General features: G+C 71.0%; 20 protein-coding genes and 1 pseudogene. 11 read left to right on the top strand and 10 right to left on the bottom strand.

Going from position 1 to position 20,966, the window contains the following annotated elements:
* Positions 1–715: 715 nt before the first annotated feature.
* On the bottom strand, positions 716–934 hold the full coding sequence (locus BCD48_RS50915) for a hypothetical protein (protein ID WP_131804182.1): 219 nt from the start codon (positions 932–934) through the stop codon (positions 716–718).
* Positions 935–1,142: 208 nt separating this feature from the next.
* On the opposite strand from BCD48_RS50915, the gene BCD48_RS37540 reads away from it, so the two are divergent.
* Positions 1,143–1,949 (top strand): polysaccharide pyruvyl transferase family protein, encoded by an 807-nt coding sequence (locus tag BCD48_RS37540; protein WP_131804181.1) that lies wholly within the window; start codon positions 1,143–1,145, stop codon positions 1,947–1,949.
* A gap of 271 nt (positions 1,950–2,220) precedes the next feature.
* Complete coding sequence (locus tag BCD48_RS37535; protein ID WP_071053142.1) at positions 2,221–2,712, top strand: hypothetical protein; 492 nt, start codon at positions 2,221–2,223, stop codon at positions 2,710–2,712.
* Between the two features lie 142 nt (positions 2,713–2,854).
* Here BCD48_RS37535 and BCD48_RS37530 read toward each other — a convergent pair whose 3' ends face one another.
* Both BCD48_RS37530 and BCD48_RS37525 read right to left on the bottom strand, forming a co-directional pair.
* Entirely contained in the window at positions 2,855–3,871 is a 1,017-nt protein-coding gene (locus BCD48_RS37530; protein WP_071053141.1) for a 1-acyl-sn-glycerol-3-phosphate acyltransferase, read from the bottom strand.
* Positions 3,872–4,115: 244 nt separating this feature from the next.
* A pseudogene (locus BCD48_RS37525) lies at positions 4,116–4,947 on the bottom strand (patatin-like phospholipase family protein); the annotation flags it as partial.
* A gap of 308 nt (positions 4,948–5,255) precedes the next feature.
* Between BCD48_RS37525 and BCD48_RS37520 the strand changes: the two are divergent.
* Both BCD48_RS37520 and BCD48_RS56980 read left to right on the top strand, forming a co-directional pair.
* Positions 5,256–5,861, top strand: coding sequence for an FMN-binding negative transcriptional regulator (locus BCD48_RS37520; protein ID WP_071053140.1), 606 nt, complete (start codon positions 5,256–5,258; stop codon positions 5,859–5,861).
* 41 nt (positions 5,862–5,902) lie between these two features.
* Complete coding sequence (locus BCD48_RS56980) at positions 5,903–6,205, top strand: hypothetical protein (RefSeq protein ID WP_071053139.1); 303 nt, start codon at positions 5,903–5,905, stop codon at positions 6,203–6,205.
* Between the two features lie 19 nt (positions 6,206–6,224).
* Here the strand turns inward: BCD48_RS56980 and BCD48_RS37510 are convergent, their stop codons facing one another.
* Positions 6,225–6,593 (bottom strand): FKBP-type peptidyl-prolyl cis-trans isomerase, encoded by a 369-nt coding sequence (locus tag BCD48_RS37510; protein ID WP_071053138.1) that lies wholly within the window; start codon positions 6,591–6,593, stop codon positions 6,225–6,227.
* A 115-nt stretch (positions 6,594–6,708) separates the two neighbouring features.
* The gene (locus tag BCD48_RS37505) at positions 6,709–7,368 is read right to left on the bottom strand and encodes an HAD family hydrolase (protein WP_071053137.1); all 660 of its coding nucleotides are present in this window, start codon (positions 7,366–7,368) and stop codon (positions 6,709–6,711) included.
* Positions 7,369–7,832: 464 nt separating this feature from the next.
* Here BCD48_RS37505 and BCD48_RS37500 point away from each other — a divergent pair, with 464 nt between their 5' ends.
* The gene (locus BCD48_RS37500; RefSeq protein ID WP_071053136.1) at positions 7,833–8,474 is read left to right on the top strand and encodes a MerR family transcriptional regulator; all 642 of its coding nucleotides are present in this window, start codon (positions 7,833–7,835) and stop codon (positions 8,472–8,474) included.
* 272 nt (positions 8,475–8,746) lie between these two features.
* On the opposite strand, the gene BCD48_RS37495 is transcribed toward BCD48_RS37500, so the two are convergent.
* Complete coding sequence (locus BCD48_RS37495; RefSeq protein ID WP_071053135.1) at positions 8,747–9,592, bottom strand: hypothetical protein; 846 nt, start codon at positions 9,590–9,592, stop codon at positions 8,747–8,749.
* Positions 9,593–9,948: 356 nt separating this feature from the next.
* On the opposite strand from BCD48_RS37495, the gene BCD48_RS37490 reads away from it, so the two are divergent.
* The 4 genes from BCD48_RS37490 to BCD48_RS37475 all read left to right on the top strand — a co-directional run bounded on the left by BCD48_RS37490 (position 9,949) and on the right by BCD48_RS37475 (position 14,740).
* Positions 9,949–10,869: an enoyl-CoA hydratase family protein gene (locus tag BCD48_RS37490; protein ID WP_241842306.1), complete on the top strand. Its 921-nt coding sequence runs from the start codon at positions 9,949–9,951 to the stop codon at positions 10,867–10,869.
* A 148-nt stretch (positions 10,870–11,017) separates the two neighbouring features.
* Positions 11,018–12,181 (top strand): acyl-CoA dehydrogenase family protein, encoded by a 1,164-nt coding sequence (locus BCD48_RS37485; RefSeq protein WP_071053134.1) that lies wholly within the window; start codon positions 11,018–11,020, stop codon positions 12,179–12,181.
* Positions 12,182–12,289: 108 nt separating this feature from the next.
* Positions 12,290–13,453 (top strand): acyl-CoA dehydrogenase family protein, encoded by a 1,164-nt coding sequence (locus tag BCD48_RS37480; RefSeq protein ID WP_071053133.1) that lies wholly within the window; start codon positions 12,290–12,292, stop codon positions 13,451–13,453.
* A 171-nt stretch (positions 13,454–13,624) separates the two neighbouring features.
* Positions 13,625–14,740, top strand: a complete 1,116-nt coding sequence (locus BCD48_RS37475; protein WP_241842305.1) for an enoyl-CoA hydratase — start codon at positions 13,625–13,627, stop codon at positions 14,738–14,740.
* A 32-nt stretch (positions 14,741–14,772) separates the two neighbouring features.
* Here BCD48_RS37475 and BCD48_RS50155 read toward each other — a convergent pair whose 3' ends face one another.
* Positions 14,773–15,111, bottom strand: a complete 339-nt coding sequence (locus BCD48_RS50155) for a hypothetical protein (protein WP_116271799.1) — start codon at positions 15,109–15,111, stop codon at positions 14,773–14,775.
* Positions 15,112–15,119: 8 nt separating this feature from the next.
* Positions 15,120–15,992, bottom strand: a complete 873-nt coding sequence (locus BCD48_RS37465; RefSeq protein WP_071053132.1) for a hypothetical protein — start codon at positions 15,990–15,992, stop codon at positions 15,120–15,122.
* A 286-nt stretch (positions 15,993–16,278) separates the two neighbouring features.
* On the opposite strand from BCD48_RS37465, the gene BCD48_RS37460 reads away from it, so the two are divergent.
* The gene (locus BCD48_RS37460) at positions 16,279–17,715 is read left to right on the top strand and encodes an FAD-binding oxidoreductase (RefSeq protein ID WP_071053131.1); all 1,437 of its coding nucleotides are present in this window, start codon (positions 16,279–16,281) and stop codon (positions 17,713–17,715) included.
* A gap of 153 nt (positions 17,716–17,868) precedes the next feature.
* Here BCD48_RS37460 and BCD48_RS37455 read toward each other — a convergent pair whose 3' ends face one another.
* Complete coding sequence (locus tag BCD48_RS37455; RefSeq protein ID WP_071053130.1) at positions 17,869–18,318, bottom strand: hypothetical protein; 450 nt, start codon at positions 18,316–18,318, stop codon at positions 17,869–17,871.
* Complete coding sequence (locus BCD48_RS37450; protein WP_131804180.1) at positions 18,315–18,554, bottom strand: hypothetical protein; 240 nt, start codon at positions 18,552–18,554, stop codon at positions 18,315–18,317. The genes BCD48_RS37455 and BCD48_RS37450 overlap by 4 nt, the downstream gene beginning before the upstream one ends.
* A 115-nt stretch (positions 18,555–18,669) precedes the next feature.
* On the opposite strand from BCD48_RS37450, the gene BCD48_RS37445 reads away from it, so the two are divergent.
* On the top strand, positions 18,670–20,952 hold the full coding sequence (locus tag BCD48_RS37445; RefSeq protein WP_071053128.1) for a helix-turn-helix transcriptional regulator: 2,283 nt from the start codon (positions 18,670–18,672) through the stop codon (positions 20,950–20,952).
* The last annotated feature ends 14 nt before the right edge of the window (positions 20,953–20,966 follow it).

Here is a 20,966-nt window from a genome sequence, read left to right as displayed (position 1 = left end):
CCAGCGTGGGCGCCCACCGGAAGGCGCCTGTCCCAGCGTGGTCGCCTCGCCCTGGGCCGCGTTGCGCTGATCGGTCACGTTCTATTTCCCTCTAGCCGGCGAGGGCGGTGGCGGCGTCTGAGAATGCCTGGCGTGTGGAGGTCTCGCTGTAGCCGGTTACGGCGAGTCTGGCGTGTATGCCGACGTTGAAGCTGCGTTTTCCGTAGCGTTCGATTGGTGGCGGCATCAAGGATGTGTGGCGGTTTGGCGGTGTCCAGGTTGGGCATCGCCTCACCGCTCCTTTCGTGGTGGCTTGGGTGCCCACCGGCCGGCTGGCCTGGGGCGGCCTCCCCAGGGTCGCGTTCGCGCCGTGGCTCCGGAATTGCCCCGGTGGAGCGTGGCCTTGTGCGCGGGCGGCCTGGTGGCCACGAACCGATAGACGTATCAGAGGGTAGCGTAACGGGCACGTCGAGTGATCGAGGCTGGTGCTGGTTGGGACGTGTCGACCGGCGGACCGGGTTGCCGGTTTGAGCAGGTCCGCCAGCCTTGAGCACCCGACACCTGTCCGAGCCGTCACCGTCGGCTCAGGCAGGAGGCGAGGATGGCTCGGGCGGCCTGCTCGTCGGATGGCAGCGGCGTGTCGGTGGCGACGGTGGTGAGGTGGCGGGGTCCGTTCGCGAAGGATCGACTGGAAGGGCTGGTGGACGAGCCCGACGGCGCCGCGACGGCGGCAGGCCTAGTTGGCGGCGCGGCGGAGGTAGGCGAGGACGGCGGAGACGCGCCGGTCGGAGTCGGGGTGGAACGACGGCTTGATCCACGTCATGCGGCACGATGACCGGGACCTGCGGGTGCTGCTGGCGTCGGTGAGCGCCGCACGGTCGGCACGGAAGATCACGTGATAGGCGAGGACGGTGCGTATACCTCGGGTGAGACTGGCCCGAGGGCACCGGCGCATTTATGCTCGTCAAGCCGCTCAAGCTTCTGGACCGATTGTCTGGCTGGTGGGGACGGAGCTTTCCCACGCGGCCACTTACCACTCTGTGTGACGGTCGCCGGCTGTAGTCGACACGCCCGGACGTGCGCCTCCTACGACACAAAGCACTCGGAGCCCGCTGTCACCGCCTGTGCTGGACTCTCAACGGCGACCGGGACACAATGACGGCGTGGCGACGAATCCTATTCGTATGTACTGGTGGAGTCCCGGCTACCCCCACAAGAAGAACTTCGGTGACGAGATCAGCCCATTACTGATCACGGAGATCTTCGACCGGCCGTGCCAGCCCTCGGCCCCGGACAGGTGCGAGATTGTGGCTGCCGGGTCGATCGTCGAACTGGTGCTGGGCATGAAGCGGGCCAACCGGCCCATCCTGTGGGGCACCGGTTTCATGCGCGAGGAGGACAACCACATCACCGGCAATGACTTCGAGGTCGTCGCCGTCCGCGGCTCGCGATCGCGGGAGCGTGTCAAGGACAACCGTGACGCGGTCACCCTCGGAGATCCTGGCTTGCTCGCCGATGCGCTGCTGACCTCCAGCCCCGTCAGGAAACACCGCCTCGGGGTGCTTCCGCACTTTCTCGACGCGGAGATCGCCGAACTCGACTGGCTCCGCGCGCAGGACGGGGTGCACATCATCGACGCAACCTGGGAACCGCGCAGGGTGGTCGCGGAGATCGCGGCCTGCGAAACGCTGATCTCCTCCAGCCTCCACGGCCTGATCGTCGCCGACTCGGTGGGCGTGCCCAACGGGCACATCAGGTTGAGCGACAACAAGTTCATCGGCGGCATGTACAAGTTCCGGGACTACTACTCGGTTTTCGCCGACCCGGCTCGGCATTTCACGCTGTCGGCCGGAGAGGTGCTCGGGCTGGGCGTGGCCGGTACGGCGGCGCACGTGCGGCAGCGCTACCGGGTACCGGCCGACCTCCCCGCCCTCAAGGAGAGTCTCATCAAGTCGTTCCCCCTGGCCTGACACGGTCGGTCCTGCCAGGTCGGGTACCGAGCTCACTCCTCACGCAACTGGCGCGCGGCGCCTAAGCCCGCGCGGGTGGTCGCGCAGGTTGGGTGTGCAGGGCCGCGTTCGCAAAGGCCGCCGCGCCTCGTCCGGGCCGCCGTGTAGCCTTCTGGCGTCCTCCATGCCGACAGCCTCATCTGACGCATCCGACTGGTTTCCAGGAGAGCTCCTCACCGTGATACCAAAAGAGTGGATCGTCAGGGCTGCTGTCTTTGCGTCGGGTGCGGCCGTGGCCGCGGGCTTTTTCCTCGTCTGGGACCGGGAGCGCGACGGCGAGCTTCAGGTCGACGAGATGCACGCCAGCTTCGCGTTCGACATCGACGACGAGAAGCAGGTGACCGTCTTCGCGGACAACGTCTTCATCGGCCGGGTCATCGGGCGAGTTGGCAGCAGGACGGAGGACGGGCTCGAGGTCCAGTTCAAGGTCAAGGTCCTGGAGAACATCAAGGGAGCCCTTCCCGCCGAGGTGACCGTCAACCAGCAGGGTGGCTACGACCCGGCGGAGAAGCGGCTGGTCGTGTTCGCGGGCGACCTGCCGCTGTCGTCGGGCCGTACCTACATCTTCTCGACCAGGTACAGCAAGGACCTCGGTTTCCACACTCTGGTCCCCCGGAGCGGAGACATCAACGTCACAGAGCTACCCGACTCCGCGCTCAAGAAGGAGATCAGCCGGCGGCGCGGTGTAGTCGAGTCCGTAGCCGGGCTGAAAGCGCCGAAGTAAGCGCCACACCGGCTTCTCCGCATAAGGGCGGCGGCTCCTCCTGGTCCGGCAGAAATCCGGCGAGAAGAAGACATGCACTTCTCAGCGGAACCGGATGGCCCGGAATGGGGCCGCGGCCCGCCGTCCCGTCCGGACGGGCGTGTCAGGCCTGAGCCGGTCGTGGGCTGATCGGGCTGTGTGCGTCGATCCAGGCGTCCACTACCGCCCAGTGCATGGTCAGCCAGTCCGCGCGCTCCCCGCCCGCCGCGGGCAGCTCGTCGGCCGGGAACCACCACCAGCGCACCTCCATCGGAACCGCCAGCGGCAGGGCCCGCCAGATCTGGCTCAGGGTGGTCAGCCGGTCCAGGCCCGTGTGGGCGACCACGACCGTCCCGGCGACGGTGCCCGCGTCGAGCGCGGCGAGCACCCCGGCGGGCCGCGGCGGGAGCACGTGGGTGAGGTCCTCGGCCACCCGCGCCCGGCTGTTCTGCCCCCGGCGGCGCAGGCCGACGATGACGCGGCGGCGGCGCCTGGCGGTGAAGTTCGCGCCCTCCGGGAAGATGACCAGGGCGTCCCGGCCGGTCAGCCGGGACGCGAGCGTGTTGACCCCTGCGACCGCCGTCGGGTCGGCGCCGTCGGCCCGCAGGAAACAGGCCCCGAGCCGGCCCAGCAGGATGTCGATCCCCGGGTCGAGCTGGAGGCTGGCCAGCAGGACGACCCGCGGGATGCGCCCATAGCGGTTGAGCACCAGGTGGACGAGCGCGAACGAGTCCCCGGCGCCGGCATGCCGGCTGGCCACCAGCACGGGGCGCCCGGCACACTCGAACGTCCCCGCGGGCGGCTCCCGCACGGTCAGCCGGAACCGCGTCAGCCGCCCGGCCGCCGCCACGAGTAGCCCCAGCATCCAGCGCAGCAGCGCCAGATGGGTCCGCTCCCACCGCGATCGCAGCAGCGGCCGGACCAGCCACAGCCCGAACCCGGCGACGATCACGACGGCCTCGGCGGCGAGGTAGGTCGCGCCGAGCGCGGTGACCCGGCTCAGCCGCAGCCGCCGATTGATCGGCGCACCGGCCAGCCCGAGCACCGTCACCACGGCGCAGAGAGCCGCCGCCGCGACCGCGACCGGGACGAACAGCGGGTCGATGAGAAGGCGACGGACGGCGCGGGGCGGCACCCTCACCTGGTGCCACCCGAACCGCCGGACCCGTTCGAACCGGCGGACCTGTTCGAACCGGCGGATCGGGCAGGCTCGGAAATGCCGGACGCCTCGGTAGTGCCCGCGGCCTCGGCGATGCCGGCGGCATTGTCGGCTCCGCCGGCACTGTTGGCTCCGCCGGCGCTGTTGGCTCCGCCGGCCTCGCTGGCCCCGGCAGGCGGGCCGGTCGGGCCGTATGGGTGGCCGGTCGGGACGCCGGTTCCGGCCCGTTCGAGGTACTCGGTGGTCGCGCGGCGGGCCTGCTCGATCCGGCGGCGCACGCCGGATGCGGACCGGTAGCGCAGTCCGAGCAGCGGCGCCCCGCTGTCGTCGCCTACCGGCAGGACGTGCACCGTCACCCCCTCGGGCAGGCTCGCCATCGCGTCGGCGAAGCCGCGGCGCCGGGCGATCTCGAAGGCGACCAGCCCCGCCTCCCACGGCCAGCGGCCGGGGCGCAGCGGCCGCTCGATCCGGCCGACGTGCAGCACGTAGACCGTCCGCGCGCCGAGGGCCACCGCCCTGCCGACCGGGGTGCTGTCGATGAGGCCGCCGTCCACGTAGTGCTCGTCGTCGATCTTCACCGGCGGGAGCAGCGCGGGCACGGCGCAGGACGCGAGCACCGCGTCGACCAGCGGCCCCTGGTCGAACCAGCGCGCCGCCGCGCGCTCGATGCTGGCGGCCACGCACTGGAACCGCACCGGCAGCTCCTCGAACGTCGCCGCCAGATGCGCGCGCAGCATCCGCCGCAGCGGGACGCTTGAGTGCAGGTAGCCGTGTTGGACGACCGTCGCCAGTTGTTTCGCCGGGCCGCCCGCGAACACGTCGGATCTGCCAAGGTCTGACCACAACTCGGTCAGCAGCCCGATGGCCTCGGCCGTCGGGTTGGCGGCGACCGCGGCGCCGTTGATGGCCCCGACCGACGTCCCGACGACCAGATCCGGCCGGCAACCGGCCTCCAGCAGGGCGTCGAGCATGCCGACCTCGGCGGCGCCGAGCACCCCGCCGCCGCCGAGCACGAACGCGGTCGGGCCCGCCGGGGAGGCGGACGAAATCATCGTCATCGGACGCTGCTACCCATACGCGCGCAGCGCGAATCCGACCCCGCCCGCAAGGCCCCACAGCACCGTTCCGCGCCACCCGCACTCCGCCGGGGCGCCGCGAGGGCGCCGGAGGGCCGGCCGCCTGCCGCCTGCCTGCCAGCCAGCTTGCCTGCACGGATCGCCGTGGACGCCCGATCGTCAGGCGAGGCCGACGCCGGCGAGACCGGCGGTGCCAGGAGAGTGATGAGGTCAGGGAGACCGGTGGAGTCCGGAAGGCTCGCGTTGTCAGGGAGACCGGGTCGGCTGGCGGCGCGCCGTAGGGTGGCGATGTGTACGTGCCCGTGGTCAATCATGTCGATGACGAAGCGTTGATCCGCGAATTCGTCGCGGAGCGCGGGTCGGGAACGCTCATCACCGTGGGGCCGGACGGGATCGCGGACGCGACGCTGCTGCCGGTCCTGTGGGAGGCCGACCGGGTCGTCGCGCACCTCGCCCGGGCGAACGACCACTGGCGGCGCATGGTGGACGGCGCCGCGGGGCTGCTCGTCGTCCAGGGTCCGGAGGCGTACGTGTCGCCGTCGTGGTACTCGGCGAAAGCCGAGCACGGCCGCGTCGTGCCAACGTGGAACTACTCCGCCGTCCACCTGCGCGGTCCGGTCACCGTGCACGACGACCCGGAATGGCTGCGCGAGGTCGTCACCGGGCTCACGGACCGGCATGAGGCCGGCCGGGAGCATCCCTGGGCGGTCACCGACGCGCCGGAGCGGTATGTCGAGGGAATGCTGCGCGCCATCGTCGGCGTCTCACTGCACGTCGAGTCCGTCGAGGCGAAGGCCAAGTGGAGCCAGAACCGGTCCGAGGCGGACCGCGCGGGTGTGCTCGCGGGGCTATCGGACCCGGCCGCGAGGGCGCGGATGGTGTCCGGATCCCTGTGACGCCCGGCGGGGCCCGGACCACGCAGAGAAGGATCGACCGTATGCGTTTCACCAGGCTTGGCTCGACCGGACTGGAAGTGTCCGTCATCGCGCTGGGATGCATGAGCTACGGCGAGCCCGGACGGGGCGCCCAGCCCTGGTCGCTGCCCGAGGAGGAGAGCCGCCGGTCGGCTGGTTCTCCGGTGCCCGGCTCCCCAGGCCTGTCAGCCCGCGGGGCCGCGGTGTCCGTCTCGTGCGCCATGGCGGACGACACGGACACCGCGGCCGAGCATGCGAGAGGGGACTCCCAGGTCCCATATCGCGCGAACGGACGCCCGCGGCGCGGCGACGGCTCGGACGGATAGCTGGTTCGGGCAGGTGAGGTCAGCTGACGCCGAGCAGGTCGACGACGAAGATCAGGGTTTCGTTGGGCTTGATGAGGCCGCCGGCGCCACGGGTGCCATAGCCGAGGTGCGGCGGAATGACGAGCTGACGCCGGCCACCGACCTTCATGCCCTGCACACCCTGGTCCCAGCCGGCGATGACCTGCCCGGCGCCGAGGCGGAACCGGAACGGCTCGCCGCGGTTGTACGAGGCGTCGAACTCCTCGCCCGAGCTGTGGGCGACGCCGACGTAGTGAACCGACACGTTCCGACCGGCGACCGCCGGCGCGCCGTCACCCTCGACGACATCCTTGACGACCAGGTCGGCCGGCGGGGTCGGATCCACGAAGTCGATTTCGGGCTTCTCCATTGCCCCACCCTACGGGCGCGGCACCGCGCCGACCGCGAGCGGCGGCCGGGGATTGGGGGTCGCGGCCAGCGGCGGGCGACCGGATCGGCGGTCGCGACCGCCGGTGGGACGGCGGTCAGAACAGGAGGTCGTGGAGGGTGCTGACTCTTGGGACGTCGGCTGTCGGGTGGGCGCCGTGGCGGTCGACAAGGACCGCGCTGATACCGGCCCCGACGGCGCCGAATATATCCTTTTCCAGCGAGTCGCCGACCATCAGGGTTTCATCGGCCGTCGCGCCGAGGATGTCGAGAGCGCTCCTGAAGGCGCGTGGGTCAGGTTTTCCCGCGGGCAACACGGACGACGTGATGAGGAGATCGATCTCATCGATCAGGCCGAGGCGGGTGAGCTTGAGCCGCTGCTGTTCCTCGATCCCGTTCGTGAAGATGGCCACGGTCAGGCCGGCCGCGCGGGCGCGACGCAGAGCGGGAACGGCGTCGTCGAAGGCCGCCCAGCCGGCTTCGTAGCGGACGAGGTATCCGGCGAAGATGGTGTCGGCCTCGTCGTCCGCCACCTCGAGCGACAGAAATTCTCGCACCCGGGCCCGTCGCTGTTCGGTAAAGGTGATCTCCCGGCGCTGGTAGCGGGCGTAATGGGTCTCGGAGATGCTCGCCCATCGCTCACCGACCAGCTCATCGGTGACACCATGGCCCGCGGCCCATTCGACGACAGCCGCGGTCGCCGCCGACCGCTGGTCGACGAGCGTGTCGTCAAGATCAAAAAATACCCCCCGAGGCACGACCAGGATTCTGTCACGGTCAGCCCTGGAATGACGGGTTTCCCACCGGACGCGATGACGCGGCGGCCGATTGCCGAGGTGATGTCGATGGAACGCGGCCTAGTTGCCTCCGTGGTCGTCTTCACCGCGCGATCGGGGGCCGCTTTCCAGCGGAGTGGGTCCGGTGTTGGAAAACATCGGGAGCTCCCCGTTCAGCGCGGAAAGGCGCATCCTGGCGCGGGCTAGAGCGCCTCGTCCGGCTTGTCCCGATCCCGGTGGGCATGGTGGACAGATCTCGGAACGCTGAGCCGGTGCCCGCTGGACGGCGGTATTCCGGCGCGCCGGAATACCGCCGTCCAGCGCCAGGGCCAGCACGGCTGGCGCTGACACCGCCGGCACCGCCGGCACCGCCGGCACCGGCGGCACCGGCGGCACCGGCGGCCGAACCGGCCTGGCCGGTCACCGCGCGGGCGTAAGTTCATCCCATGACGGGCGGGCCTGCGCTCCCACCCTCCGGCGAGCCGCTCACCGACGCCGCCACCTGGACGTCCGCGGAGAAGCCCGGCGCCGCTGGCCAGGGGCGGCAGTTGGCGGGGACGGGGCGGCCACGCCTCACGACCGAACGCCAGATCGCGTACTGGCGCAGGTCTGGGCTGCTGCGGCCCGGGACCACGGAGATGGCGCAGGCCCGCACGATCGCGGCGCTACGGCGGGCTGGTGTCAGCATTGCTCGGATCCGCGCCGCGTCCGACCGGCTACAGGCCAGCTGGGCCGCCTTCCACGATCACGACCCGCCCTTCGAGCCCTTCGCCAGCGGCTCGCCGTTGCCGGGCCCGCCGGAGTCCGCGGCGGCCGGCCTTCCCCGCTTCGCCGTGCTGGCCGGCGAGCTCTTCATCCGCCACCCTGACGGAACCTGGGAGGGCGACAGCCAGCCCGGCCAGCTCATCATCGACGGCGTCCTCCCGCTCCCCGGCTCCGCGCCAGCCGCGGCGACGCCGGCCGAGCCGCGATCGAGCGAGGCGGCCCACGGGCGGCACGCACCCGGCCCCGATCGTGAGGCGATCCTTCGCTTCGTCGCGCGCGAGAACGCCCACGCGACACCGCGGCGAGAAACGCCGTCCTCCTGACGACGCGCGCACCGCTCACCGCTCACCGCTCACGATCGCGATCGCGATCGCGATCGCGATCGCGAAGTGGCCATCGGGGCGCTGGACGCGCACGGAAGGTCCAGGATCGAGCTCGCCGGCTAGCGCCTCCGCCAACGCTCGCCGCCAGCACGCGACTGGCAGATCACCACCGTGTCGCCGCAGGCGTGGATCGGGCCAGATCGCGACCGCGACAACACGGCCTCGGCGATCATGGCTGGTCGTGAAAGGGGCAGACCTTCGCTGCCGCGCCGCTATCGCGACACGCGACGGCGGGTGAGCAGGGCGGACGCGGGAATGCCGACCAGCCCGGCGCCGGCCAGCAGCACCGCGAGGACGTCGAGGGCGACGATCGCGGCGCTGTCGGAGGAGGAGAGAAGGCTGCCGTGGCTGACAACCAGCTCGCCGTTCCCCCCGGTGGCGGCGCTCGTCCCCGTGCCGGGCGTCGACGCCGCGACGGCCTGGTTGGCGGCGGTCGGCGAGACGTCCACCGGCGAGGCGTGAGCGGACGCACCGTCCGCGGTGGACGTTGACGCGGCGGGATCGGCCTGGCCCTCGCCGTCGAGGTTCGCCTCCAGGGGAGCCGCCGGGCCGCCGTCGGGGCCGGCGGAGGCGGGGTCGGAATCCGCCGGAGTGCCCGGCGCCGGGCCGGCCGGCGCGGGGGCACGCCCAGAGCTACCCGTACCTGTGCCCGCGCCTGTGCCGCCGCCCGACGCGGTGCCCGAGCCCGACGCGGCATCCGAGCCTGACGCGGTCCCTGGCGCGGGCAGCAGGTCACCCACGATGCCCTCGGCCACGCGGCCGAGCGTGTCCAGGTCGAACGTCGGCGGCTGATCGGCCGAGCTGTCGATGTCGATCTGCATGTCCACGGGCCGGTCGAACAAGGAACTGTCCGCGCCGTCAGCCCGGGCAGGCAGCGCCGTGAGGACCGCGAGCGGCCCGGCCACCAGCGCGCTGACCATGAGCCCGCGGACGGCCCGGGTGGCGCCCTGACCGGTGCGGCCGGAGGCCCGCGGGTGGCCGCGCCGCCTCGGCACGCCGCCGGTCGATGAATTCTGACGGCCGATGCGGCCACTGTCGGCGCCGTGGTGCATGGCCATGGCCCGGATCCCTCCCGTTGGTGACGGACCAATTGTGCGGACGATTTAGTCCGATCACCACGCTTCGCGCCGTCAGTCCGGCGACAGAGCGTGTCGGCCGACGCGCAGTCCAATTCCGGACATCGGTTTTAAGTAATCACTCAGACACAATCCGCGCCTATCTCTCCCGCAGATGGCGTCCATCTCTCCCGCAGATCCGGTCGCGGCCCGTGGGGCGCGACCGGTGGTTTGCCAACCAAGCGCTTGTTAGAGTCCTGGCGGTGCGGAGCCCCCGGGGTTCCGGGCGTGTCGCGGACGGCAGTAGCCCGGGCGCGCCCATGATCGACGGGCACGGCGAGCGGGGTCCTGGAGGTGGAATGATCACGACGGTGGTGGACGGCGCGGGGATCGCCGAGATCGTCGTCGACTACCCGCCGGTGAACGCGCTGCCGGTGGCCGGGTGGTATGCGCTCGCGGACGCCCTCCGTGCCGCTGGCGCCAACCCGGCGGTGCGGGTGGTGGTGCTGCGGGCCGAGGGCCGAGGGTTCAACGCGGGCGTCGACATCAAGGAGATCCAGCGCGACCCGGGCCATGGCGCGCTCATAGGCGCGAACCGCGGCTGCTTCGCCGCGTTCGCCGCGGTCTACGAATGCGCGGTGCCGGTGGTCGCCGCCGTGCACGGTTTCTGCCTCGGCGGCGGGATCGGGCTGGTGGGCAACGCGGACGTAATCGTCGCGAGCGAGGACGCGACCTTCGGCCTACCCGAGGTCGATCGGGGCGCGCTCGGGGCCGCGACCCACCTTTCCCGGCTCGTCCCGCAGCTCAAGGCCCGGGCGATGATGTACACCTCTGCCACCGCGACGGCGGCCGAGTTGCACGCCTTCGGCTCCGTCCACACCGTCGTCCCCCGTGCGCGGCTGCGCGAGGCCGCGCACGGGCTCGCCGCCGAGATCGCCGCGAAGGACCCGCGGGTGATCCGGATGGCGAAGGAGGCGTTCAACGGCATCGACCCCTGGGACGTCAAGCGCAGCTACCGCTACGAGCAGGGCTTCACCTTCGAGCTCAACCTCGCCGGCATCGCCAACGAGGTCCGCGCCGACTTCGGCTCCCCTCTCGGCCCAGCGAACGGCACGTCCTCGACGGGCACGTCCCCGAAGGGGGCGGCCTCGGCGGGAGCGGCCTCGGCGGGCACAGCGACTGAGCCGGCCGAGGGTTCCACGGCGAAGGCCGACGGCTCCGCGGCGAAGGCTGGCGCCGACGCGGCCGGTGCCGGCAAGGACGACGAAGGCGGGGCCTGATGCTCCCGACCCGACCCGTCCAGAGTTTCATGATCTGGTGGAATTTTCGGAGCCAGGGGTCCGACGATCCCACCGGATCATGGCCGGGAGCCACGCACAGCGGAGCGGATCCGAGCCGGGCCGCCCTGATCCGCGGAGGTGACGCCCGATGGACCTGACCTGGTCGGATGAGGACGAGGCATTCCGGGCCGAGGCGCGGGCCTGGCTGAGCGCAAACGTGCCGGCGGCGCCGCTGCCGTCCGGTGACACCCGCGAGGGCTTCACCGCCCACCTGGAATGGGAGACGAAGCTCTTCGACGCCCGCTGGGCGGTCGTCTCCTGGCCGAAGCGCTACGGCGGCCGCGAGGCGAGCCTGTGGCAATGGCTGGTCTTCGAGGAGGAATACGCCCGCGCGGGCGCGCCGCAGCGGGTCACCCAGAACGGGATCTTCCTGCTCGCCCCGACCGTCTTCGAGTTCGGCACGCCCGAGCAGCAGGAGCGCATCCTGCCCAGGATGGCGGCCGGGCTGGACACCTGGGCACAGGGCTGGTCGGAGCCAGGCGCGGGCAGCGACCTCGCCGGGCTGCGCTCGGCCGGCGTCCGTGACGACGAGCGAGGCGGCTGGCGGCTGTCCGGTCAGAAGACGTGGACGACCCGCGGCGCGTTCTGTACCCACCTGTTCGGCCTGTTCCGCACCACCGCGACATCTGGGCCAGGCGCGGACCCGGCAGCGGGCCGGCACCGCGGGCTCACCTATTTCCTGGTGCCACTCGACGCGCCGGGAGTGACGGTCCGCGGCTTCGACCGGCTCGACGGCGACGAGGGCTTCGCCGAGGTGTTCCTCGACGACGTGTTCGTCCCGGACGAGAACGTGCTCGGTGGCGTCGGCAAGGGCTGGCAGGTCGCGATGGCGACCACCGGCTCCGAGCGCGGCCTGACCCTGCGCCCGCCCGGGCGGTTCCTGGCCACGGCGAACCGGCTGGTCGAGCTCGCCCGCTCCGTCCCCGGCGGCGCCTCCCCCGCGCTGCGCGACCGGGTCGTGCAGGCCCACATCGACGCGCGGGCATACCAGCTGTTCACGCTCCACCAGGTGAGCGGCATGCTGCGCGGCCGCCAGCCGGGGCCCGCCTCCAGCATGAACAAGCTCTTCTGGTCGGAGATGGACGTCCGCATCCATGAGACCGCCCTGGACCTGCTCGGCGAAGGCGGCGAGGTGGACGGTGCGTGGAGCAGGGGTTTCCTGTTCTCCCTGTCCGGCCCGATCTACGCCGGGACGAACGAGATCCAGCGCAACGTCGTCGCGGAACGACTCCTCGGCCTGCCCCGCGCCTGACACGACCAGACCGAGGAAGGCGCGACCAGACCGAAGAAGCACAGCCAGATTGAAGAAGCGCGGCCAGACCGATGAAAGAAGTGCGGCCAGGCGGAGAAGGGGGGCGGGATGGACTTCGAGCTCGACCAGGAGGCGGTCGCGCTGCTCGCGGCGGCGGGCGCGGTTCTCGACGCCGAGGCGACGCCCGACCTGATCCGCGCCGCCTGGCCCGACGGTGGCCAGCGCCTCCGCCCGGCAGGGCTGGAGCAGGTTCGCAAGGTGTGGGTGACGCTCGCCGACCAGGGTGTGGTCGGCGCGCTGGTTGGCGAGGACGACGGCGGGCTGGGGCTGGACCTCGGCCACACCGTCCCGCTGCTGGAGCGCATCGGCTACGTCGGCCTGCCGGTGCCCGCCGTCGAGACGATCGTCTACGCGGCGCCGCTGCTGGCCGCCGCCGGCCATCCCGCCTTACCCGACATGCTGGCCGGCCGGGCACTCGTCGCGGTCGGCACCACCACGGCGGCCGGCAAGACGCTGGTTCCGCACGGCCAGCAGGCCGACCTGGTCATCCTTCCCGAAGATCGCGCTAGCCCGCCCGAGGGCGGCTTACGGGTGTTCGCCGCCGGAGAGCTGGCCTGGGAACCGGTGACGACGGTCGACGGCGCCCGGGCGCTGGCCCGGCTCGCGGGTCCGCCGACCGACGACGCCGGCACCGTGCTGGTGCGCGGCCCCGAGGCCGCCCGGGCCGCCGCCGACGCGGCATGGTGGCGGGCGGCGCTCGGAACGTCGGCGGTACTGGTGGGGCTGGCGGCCCGGATGCTGTCGATCACGATCGCCTACGTGAAGCAGCGCCAGCAGTTCGGCGTCCCGGTCGGCAGCTTCCAGGCGATCAAGCACGCGCTCGCGTCGGCGCACATCGCGGTCGAGTTCGCCCGCCCGGCGGTGCTCGCCGCCGGCTGGGAACAGGCCCGCTTCCCCGCCGATGGACTCGCCGCCGGGCCGCCGCGGGCGACACAAGACGCACAGGAGGCACAGGACGCGACCAGCGTCGCGAAGGTGCTGGCCGCGGACGCCGCCCGGCTGGCGGCCCGGGCGTCGATCCAGTGCCACGGCGCGATCGCCTACACCACCGAGTACGACCTGCACCTGTTCGCCAAGCGCGCCTGGGCACTCATCCCCGCCTATGGCGACCCGACCTGGCACCGCGCCCACCTTGCCCGCGGCCTCGGCCTGCGGGACGCGACCGCGGGCGCCACAGCAGCCGCGGCGCCGCAACAGCGCGCGGCGATGTAGGACCTGTCCCATTTCCCCGATGGCGGGCGACGCGGTGAACCACACTCGTCACCTGAAGGCCAAAGGAGGCGCGATCATGTTCTTCCTTCGCGCCTCCGGCGGCCCCGTCCCCAGAAGCACTAGGTGGCGCGGCCCCGAGCATGACGGGCCGCGCGAGCGAAGGAGATCGCGATGACCGAGCGGACCTTCCGGCCGGCGGCGCCGGATCTTCCCCCTGTGGCCACGGTCAACGACACGACGGCGCTGGCGCGGGCCGCCGACGCGACCCGGGTCGCGGGCATTGGCCCGCAGACCCAGCCGGCCCGCGCCGAGCACGCCACGGCTCCGGCTCCGGCTCCGGCCCCCGGCCCCACCGCGTCCGAGTCCGAGTCCGGGCCCGGTGACGGGGCAGGGAGCGAGCCTGAACCGGAGCCCGCCGTCGTCACGGTCACCGAGATGCCGGTGGTGCTCTACGAGGTGGCCGGGGCGATCGCGCGCGTCACGATGAACCGGCCGGAGTTCCGCAACGCGCAGAACTCGAAGATGACCTACGCACTGGACGACGCCTTCTACCGGGCGGCGGGCGACCCGGCCGTCAAGGTGATCATCCTGGCGGGCGCGGGCAGGCATTTCAGCGCCGGTCATGACATCGGGACGCCGGGGCGCGACGTCGACCGGTCGTTCGACCGGCGCGCGGGCCTGTGGTGGGACCACGTCGGGGAGCTCGGCGCGGAGAGCCGGTTCGCCCGGGAGCAGGAGGTCTATCTGGGGATGTGCCGGCGGTGGCGGGAGCTGCCGAAGCCGACGATCGCCCAGGTCCACGGCGCCTGCATCGCCGGCGGACTGATGCTCGCCTGGGTCTGCGACCTGATCGTCGCCTCGGACGACGCGTTCTTCGCGGACCCGGTGGTGCGGATGGGCATTCCCGGCGTCGAGTACTTCGCTCACCCGTGGGTGATGGGGCCGCGGGCCGCCAAGGAGTTCCTGTTCCTCGGCGAGCGGGTCGACGCCCAGCGGGCGCTTCAGCTGGGCATGGTCAACCGGGTGGTGCCGCGCGCCGAGCTGGCCGCCGAGGTGACGTCGATCGCCGAGCGGATCGCCACCATGCCGCGCCTTGGCCTCGCCCTCACCAAGAAGGCGGTGAACCAGTCCGAGGACCTGATGGGCCTGCAGACCGGTATGGACTCCGTCTTCGGCCTGCACCACCTGGCCCACGCCCACAACGCGGAGGTCGGCAGCGACTCCCTCGCCGGCCAGGACGCCCGCTCCATGCGCGACGCCCGCCGCGCCAGCGAATCCAGCACCTGACTTTCCCCACCCATCCGCAGGGACGCGCCGGATCAGTCGACCTGGACTACGTCCTCGGCAGTCGCCGCCGTGAACGCCCGGTCGAACCACAGATCAAGCTGCACAGGGTCGGTACATGCCAGGATCCGTTCGCGGACCTCGATGGGAACGGCTACGCCGCGCAGCTCCAACAGCCTCAGCAACGAATGCTTCGCGCCCTCGAGGACGCCCCTAACCCAACCCTCGATATATCGGTGGGCCCAACGCTCCGCCCAGCTCTCAGACCACCCCTCACCCCGGCGGCGAGCCTCAGCCCAGCCACAAGCCTCAGCCTGGGCGTAGCGCTCCTGGTAGTCGTCGGTCAACTGCCTCAGATCGATGACCACGGTCATGAAGGCGGTCAGTCGGCCCGTAGGACGTCGGAGGCAGTCGTCGCAGTGACCGCGCGGTGGAACCACAGGTCGAGCTGGTCACTATCAGTACACGCGTTGATCTGCTCACGGATCTCCGCAGGAACCGCGACACCGCGCTCCTCGAGCAACGTCAGCACCGACCGAGCCACGCCTCGAGCCTCGGCTCGGGCGTCGAGCTCGTTGTAGAGGCGGGTTCGGTACCTCCGACCGGGGGCGGTGGTCATGAGGAAGGTCTCCCATCGCTTCTGGGCAGCCTCAGAGAGGCGGCCCTTGATCTCATCATCGTAGAAAAGCCAGGTGGCGGGGTCCAGTTGGGCGAGCGCCGCCAGCATGGCGGGGAACATCTCGTCAACGTTCTTGGCGTCGACGTCGAGGTTGCACAGGTCCGCGAACAGCGCCCGCGCGGGGTGCGCCGCGGCAGCCTCCTCTCTCACCACACGCGGCAGGTCGGCAGGAGTGAAGAACCGCGGCACCGGCCGCACGCCACTGCTCGCCTGAGCAGCGATCTTGTCCCCGTACCAGGCGGCGGTGGCCCGGTCGGGCACGAGGACCAGCAGCGGTGCCGGGACCTTGAACCTCGCCTCCAACTGGCCGACGTAGATCTTCCAAGTGGCCAGTTTGGCGACGTCCCGACCGCGTTGGATCTCGTAGACGAGGGCGTGCACGACCTTGTTGCTCTTGTCGCGGCACACCACCATCGCGTCGCCCTGGTAGGTACTCGGGCGAACGTTCGGGTCGACGAGCTCCGCGTGGTCGAAGGCGGGCGCGACGTCTCCAAGCACTTCGGTCTGCACCCAGGCAGGCAGAGACGGGTCGAGACGGACCAGGTCCAGTGGCGTCTCGTGCTCGTTTGTGGGCATACCGCGACAATACCTGTCGGGTCAGACAGTCCCCCTGTCGGGTCCGACAGCCCCTCTCCGAGCGCATCGCCCGCATGCACCGCCTCGGTCCGACTCTCGCCAGAAGGCCGTGAACCAGACCGCGCCACACCCTCTGCCCGGCGCAGCGCAGCGCAGCGCAGCGACGCATGGTTGTCCTGCCGGCACACTTTGCAACGACCCGGTTGTAGCGCGACCCTGGAGGGCGAGTTGCGCAGACCGGTGCCGACCGGTGGACACCGGCGAGCACGAGGGGGAGGAGCGCTCCATGCCAGCACAGGTGCTCACGCTGGGAGGCGAGCGGCAGACACTCTCGGACGAGACGGTCGGGGAGATCCGCGCGATCTTCCGGGGAACGGTTCTGACGTCGGACGACGTCGGGTACGACGAGGCGCGGGTCATCCAGAACGCCATGCTCGACCGCAGACCAGGTCTCATCGTCCGGTGCACCGGGACCGCCGACGTCGTCGACGCCGTCAAGCTTGCCACGGAGCGAAACCTCCTCGTTGCCGTCCGAGGCGGCGGCCACAGTATCGCTGGAACCTGCACGGCCGACGACGGTTTGATGATCGACCTGTCGGCGATGCGGGGTGTCTGGGTGGACCCGGAACAGCGGCGTGTGCGGGTTGCGGGCGGTGCGACCTGGGGCGACGTCGACCGCGAGACGCAGTTGCATGGGCTCGCGGTACCTGGCGGGGTCGTGTCGACCACGGGTGTGGCTGGACTTACGCTCGGTGGCGGAATCGGCTGGCTGCACCGCAAGTACGGGCTGGCCTGCGATGCGCTGCGCGCGGCCGAAGTCGTGACAGCCCGTGGCGACATTGTGCGATGCAGCGCGTCCGAGCACGAGGACCTGTTCTGGGCGCTGCGCGGCGGCGGGGGGAACTTCGGCGTGGTGGTGTCCTTCGAGTTCGAGGCCTATCCGCTCGGTCCGGTCGTCTGGAACGGCATGGTCGTCTACCCGATCGACGCCGCCGCCGAGGTACTCCCGCGCTGGCGGGACTGGACGTCCACCGTCCCCGACGAGGTCACCAGCCGCGCCTTGTTCTGGTCGTTGCCGGCGGTGCCGGAATTCCCGCCCGCCGTCCACAACCGCGATGTATTCATCACGGCCGCCTTGTACGCGGGCGACCCGAACGAGGGCCGACGGGCGTGCCGGGAGCTTGCCGATTTCGGCAGGCCGCTCGCCGACATGAGCACGGCCCTGTCGTACCGGACGGCGCAGTCGGCCCTCGACCCCCTCTTTCCGAAGGGCGGGTTGCAGAGCTACTGGAAGTCCGTCTACCTGGACCAGTTCGACGAGGACGCGACCGCGTTCGTGATCCGCCTCGGTCAGGACCGCCCGCACCCGAAGACCTTGGTGCACACACCTCTCATGGGCGGCGCCATGTCGCGGGTCGGGGCGACGGAAACCGCGTTCGGTGATCGCAGTGCCCGGTACATACTGAGCCTTGACGGAAACTGGCTGGACCCAGCCGACAACGATGCGAACATCCGCTGGGTGCGTGACGCCTACGAGGAGGCAGTCACGCTGCAGGCCGCGTCGGGCACCTACCTCAACTTCGGCGGCGACGCCGATCTCAACGACGCTGACCGGGCACGAGCCTGGGGACGCAACGTCGAACGCCTTCGGCAGGTCAAGCGCGGCTATGACCCGGAAAACCGCTTCCGACTCAACCCCAACATCCCTCCCGCCGAGAGCTGAGCCGACGCCTTGGGATGATGGCGGCCCGGTCATACGACATCCGCGGCCGCGCCAGCCGTGGGAGAACGGCTGATCAAGGTGGGCGGGGACACGGTCCCGAGCGGAGCGGGCTGCGCCGCGGACTCGCCGACTGGGACGGGGCACCGGCGCGGGCTAGCGCCACCGGTCGGCACGCCGGGCCAGGTAGTTCGAGTAAACGTATCGCCACGGAATGACGGCCAGGATGATGACGACCCAGAGGACCTCGTTGGTCAACTCGCGGGTGCCCGGGTCCATCCGATGGTTCAGCCAGAGCGGCAGCGCGACGACGGCGAGCCAGATTATTTTCCAGGTCACCTCGAACAGCAGGATCGGCAGCATCCGTATCGGATACCGCAGTCCGAGCAAAGCGAGGACCGACATCGCCACCAGCATGCAGATGACCACACTGGTCATCAGTGGCCAAGGCTTGTCGTGGTGGAACAGCAGTGGCCATTTGTACACCACCAGGCCGCCGCCGAGAATCAGGTACCCGAGCCGCAGCACGTACAGGCGCCACAGGGGCAGCTCAGCACGCGGTTGAGAGCTGAGATCCGGCGACGCGTCGGTCGTCGCAGTAGTCATCGAATGTCTCCGTCGAATCGTGGTGACGCGGTGGCTGCCGGCGCCGACTGCAGGGTGATGACCTCGTGGCCGCGCAGCGCCTCGAGGAGCGGCTGAAAGCTGCCCGCGACGAGGCAGCGCACGATCGGACCGTCCCGCTCGACGCCGCTGACGCCCGATGCCCGCTCGATCCGCGCCACCGGTGGTGTACCGACAAAGCTGACCTCGACCCGCTGGACCGGAAGCTGCGCTGGCATGTCCGCCACGGTAGGCAGGGCGCCGGGCGCGGCCATCCGTGGCAGTACCGAGCCAGCACTGAATCCGACTCCATAAGATCAATTCAGTGGCGGCCAGCCATAGTACGTTCGGGGCGTGGCCAAGCCCACCCGGCGATCCGGCAACCTGCCTGCCGAGACGGCGAGTTTCGTCGGCCGCCGAAACGAGCTGGCCGAGGCGAGGAGGAAGCTGACCTCCGCGCGTCTGGTCAGCCTGGTCGGCCCGGGCGGGGTGGGTAAGACGCGGCTGGCGGTCCGTATCGCCACCGACCTCGGCCGCACATTTGCCGGGGGCGCCTGGCTGGTGGAACTCGCCGAGGTGCGGGACCCGGCGCTGGTCAGCAATGCGGTGATGGCCGCACTCGACCTGCGTGACCAGGCCGCGAACGAGCCGGTGGCCCTGCTGCGATCCTACCTGCGGGAAAAGGAACTGCTGCTGGTGCTCGACAACTGCGAACACCTGCTCGACGCGACCGCGCGGCTGATCGACGACGTACTGCGAGCGGCGCCCGGGGTACGCGTGGTCGCGACCAGCCGGGAACCGCTGTCCGTGGCGGGCGAGCATGTGCTGCCGGTGCCGCCGCTGGATCTGCCGTCGCTTCACGCCGAGTCGCTCGCCCAGACGAGCCAGAACGACGCCGTCCGGCTGTTCGTCGAGCGGGCCGCGGCGGCGGGTAGCTTCCAGCTGACCGAGGCAAACCGGGCCGCTGTGGTCGATGTGTGTCGACGGCTGGACGGGCTGCCGCTCGCCATCGAGCTGGCCGCGGTGCGGACCCGGGCGCTGAGCCCGGACCAGATCCGGGATCGGCTCAGCGACCGGTTCCGTCTGCTCACCGGCGGCGACCGGGCCGCGCTCCCGCGCCACCAGACGCTGCGTACCGCGATCGAGTGGAGCTACGACCTGCTGGCGCCGGCCGAGCGCACGATGCTGATGCGGCTGTGTGTGTTCGCCGGTCGATTCACGCTCGACGACGTCGAAGCCGTCTGCTGCTCCGACGATTTGCCGGCGGCCCATGCGCTGGACCTGCTGTCATCATTGATCGACAAGTCGTTGCTGGGCAGGGAGGATGCCGCCGAGGCCGCCTGCTACCGGTTACACGAAACGATGCGGGAGTATGCGCGGCTCAGGCTGCGCGAGTCCAGCGACGCGGACACCGTGGAGCTGCGCTGCGCCGACTACTATCTGTCCCGGTGTCAGCAGTCCGCCGCGACCGGCCGGTACCGGCTGCTGTCGTCGCTGGCGTGGCTGGACCTGGAGATCGACAACATCCGGGCCGTCCTGCGAACGTGCATCGGCCGCGACGACTTCCCGCGCGCGGTCGGCATGGCGACGGCTCTCATCTGGTACTGGATCACCCGCGCGACCACCGAGGGTGTTCGCTGGCTCGACGAGCTGTTGGCAGGGCCGATGCCGGTCGCCAATCCCTGGACATACTTCACGCGCGGCTTCCTGGGCGTCCTGCAGAATGATCCGGACGCGGCGACGCGCGCGCTCGATCGTGGTGTGATGGTGGCCCGCGCGGGCGGACTGGCGGACGCGCTGGCGCAGACCCTCGCCATGGCATCGATCGCGGCGACCATGAGCGGCGACCGGGCGTCCGCGCAACGACGTCTCGACGAAGCCCGGACCATCGCCGGCGGGCTGGGCGATCTGGGCGCCACGCTCATGACCTACCAGGCCCAGGCACTCAACGGCCTCGTCGATGGCGACCTCGGCGCGGTCACGACGGCGGCCGCCGAAGGCGCCCGGCTCAGCCGCGAGGCGGGCGACCTCTACAGCCTCGGCATGATGCTGATGAACCAGGGCTACGCCGCGCTGCGATCGGGCGCCCTACGGGATGCCGACGACTGGCTCACCGAAGGCCTGCGGATCGCCCACCAGATCGACGACCGGGTGGCACAGTGCTACCTCGTCGGCAGCCTCGGATGCTGCGCGGCGGCCAACCGCGAGCCGCGGCTGGCCGCGGAACTCCTCGGCGCGATGGAGAACCTACGCGCCGAGATCGGGGCCACTGTCCACCACCCGGGCCTGGCGCCGGCGCTGACCCAGGCCGCCCGGTCGGCCACCGCGGCGCTCGGCGCGGCCGCGTTCGACTCGGCCTATCAAGCCGGCCGGCAGATGAGCCGGGATGGCGCTGTACGGCTCGCGCTGCGCGAAACCGCCGCGGCACCGGTCGTCGAACCGAACTCAGGCATCCTCAGCCACCGCGAAACCGATGTCGCGCGGCTGGTGACCGAAGGCCTGAGCAACAAGGAGATCGGCGCCCGGCTGTTCATCTCCGAGCGCACGGTGGAAAGTCATGTCCGCAACATCCTGACCAAGCTCGGCTTCACCTCGCGGACCCAGGTCGCCGGCTGGATGACGGCGCAGAACCGGTGACCAAAACCGCCGGA

This window comes from Pseudofrankia coriaricola (genome assembly GCF_001854805.1).
Classification (GTDB): domain Bacteria; phylum Actinomycetota; class Actinomycetes; order Frankiales; family Frankiaceae; genus Pseudofrankia.
Note: the sequence above shows the minus strand (reverse complement) of the source record. Positions and strands in the feature narration are given on the sequence as shown.

Excerpts from the sequence above, each read along its gene's own strand:
- BCD48_RS50915 (WP_131804182.1), bottom strand. The coding sequence starts at position 934 with ATGCGCCGGTGCCCTCGGGCCAGTCTCACCCGAGGTATACGCACCGTC.
- BCD48_RS56980 (WP_071053139.1), top strand. The coding sequence starts at position 5,903 with ATGCGTTTCACCAGGCTTGGCTCGACCGGACTGGAAGTGTCCGTCATC.
- BCD48_RS37510 (WP_071053138.1), bottom strand. The coding sequence starts at position 6,593 with ATGGAGAAGCCCGAAATCGACTTCGTGGATCCGACCCCGCCGGCCGAC.
- BCD48_RS37500 (WP_071053136.1), top strand. The coding sequence starts at position 7,833 with ATGACGGGCGGGCCTGCGCTCCCACCCTCCGGCGAGCCGCTCACCGAC.
- BCD48_RS37495 (WP_071053135.1), bottom strand. The coding sequence starts at position 9,592 with ATGGCCATGCACCACGGCGCCGACAGTGGCCGCATCGGCCGTCAGAAT.
- BCD48_RS37490 (WP_241842306.1), top strand. The coding sequence starts at position 9,949 with ATGATCACGACGGTGGTGGACGGCGCGGGGATCGCCGAGATCGTCGTC.
- BCD48_RS37485 (WP_071053134.1), top strand. The coding sequence starts at position 11,018 with ATGGACCTGACCTGGTCGGATGAGGACGAGGCATTCCGGGCCGAGGCG.
- BCD48_RS37480 (WP_071053133.1), top strand. The coding sequence starts at position 12,290 with ATGGACTTCGAGCTCGACCAGGAGGCGGTCGCGCTGCTCGCGGCGGCG.
- BCD48_RS37475 (WP_241842305.1), top strand. The coding sequence starts at position 13,625 with ATGACCGAGCGGACCTTCCGGCCGGCGGCGCCGGATCTTCCCCCTGTG.
- BCD48_RS50155 (WP_116271799.1), bottom strand. The coding sequence starts at position 15,111 with ATGACCGTGGTCATCGATCTGAGGCAGTTGACCGACGACTACCAGGAG.
- BCD48_RS37465 (WP_071053132.1), bottom strand. The coding sequence starts at position 15,992 with ATGCCCACAAACGAGCACGAGACGCCACTGGACCTGGTCCGTCTCGAC.
- BCD48_RS37460 (WP_071053131.1), top strand. The coding sequence starts at position 16,279 with ATGCCAGCACAGGTGCTCACGCTGGGAGGCGAGCGGCAGACACTCTCG.
- BCD48_RS37455 (WP_071053130.1), bottom strand. The coding sequence starts at position 18,318 with ATGACTACTGCGACGACCGACGCGTCGCCGGATCTCAGCTCTCAACCG.
- BCD48_RS37450 (WP_131804180.1), bottom strand. The coding sequence starts at position 18,554 with ATGCCAGCGCAGCTTCCGGTCCAGCGGGTCGAGGTCAGCTTTGTCGGT.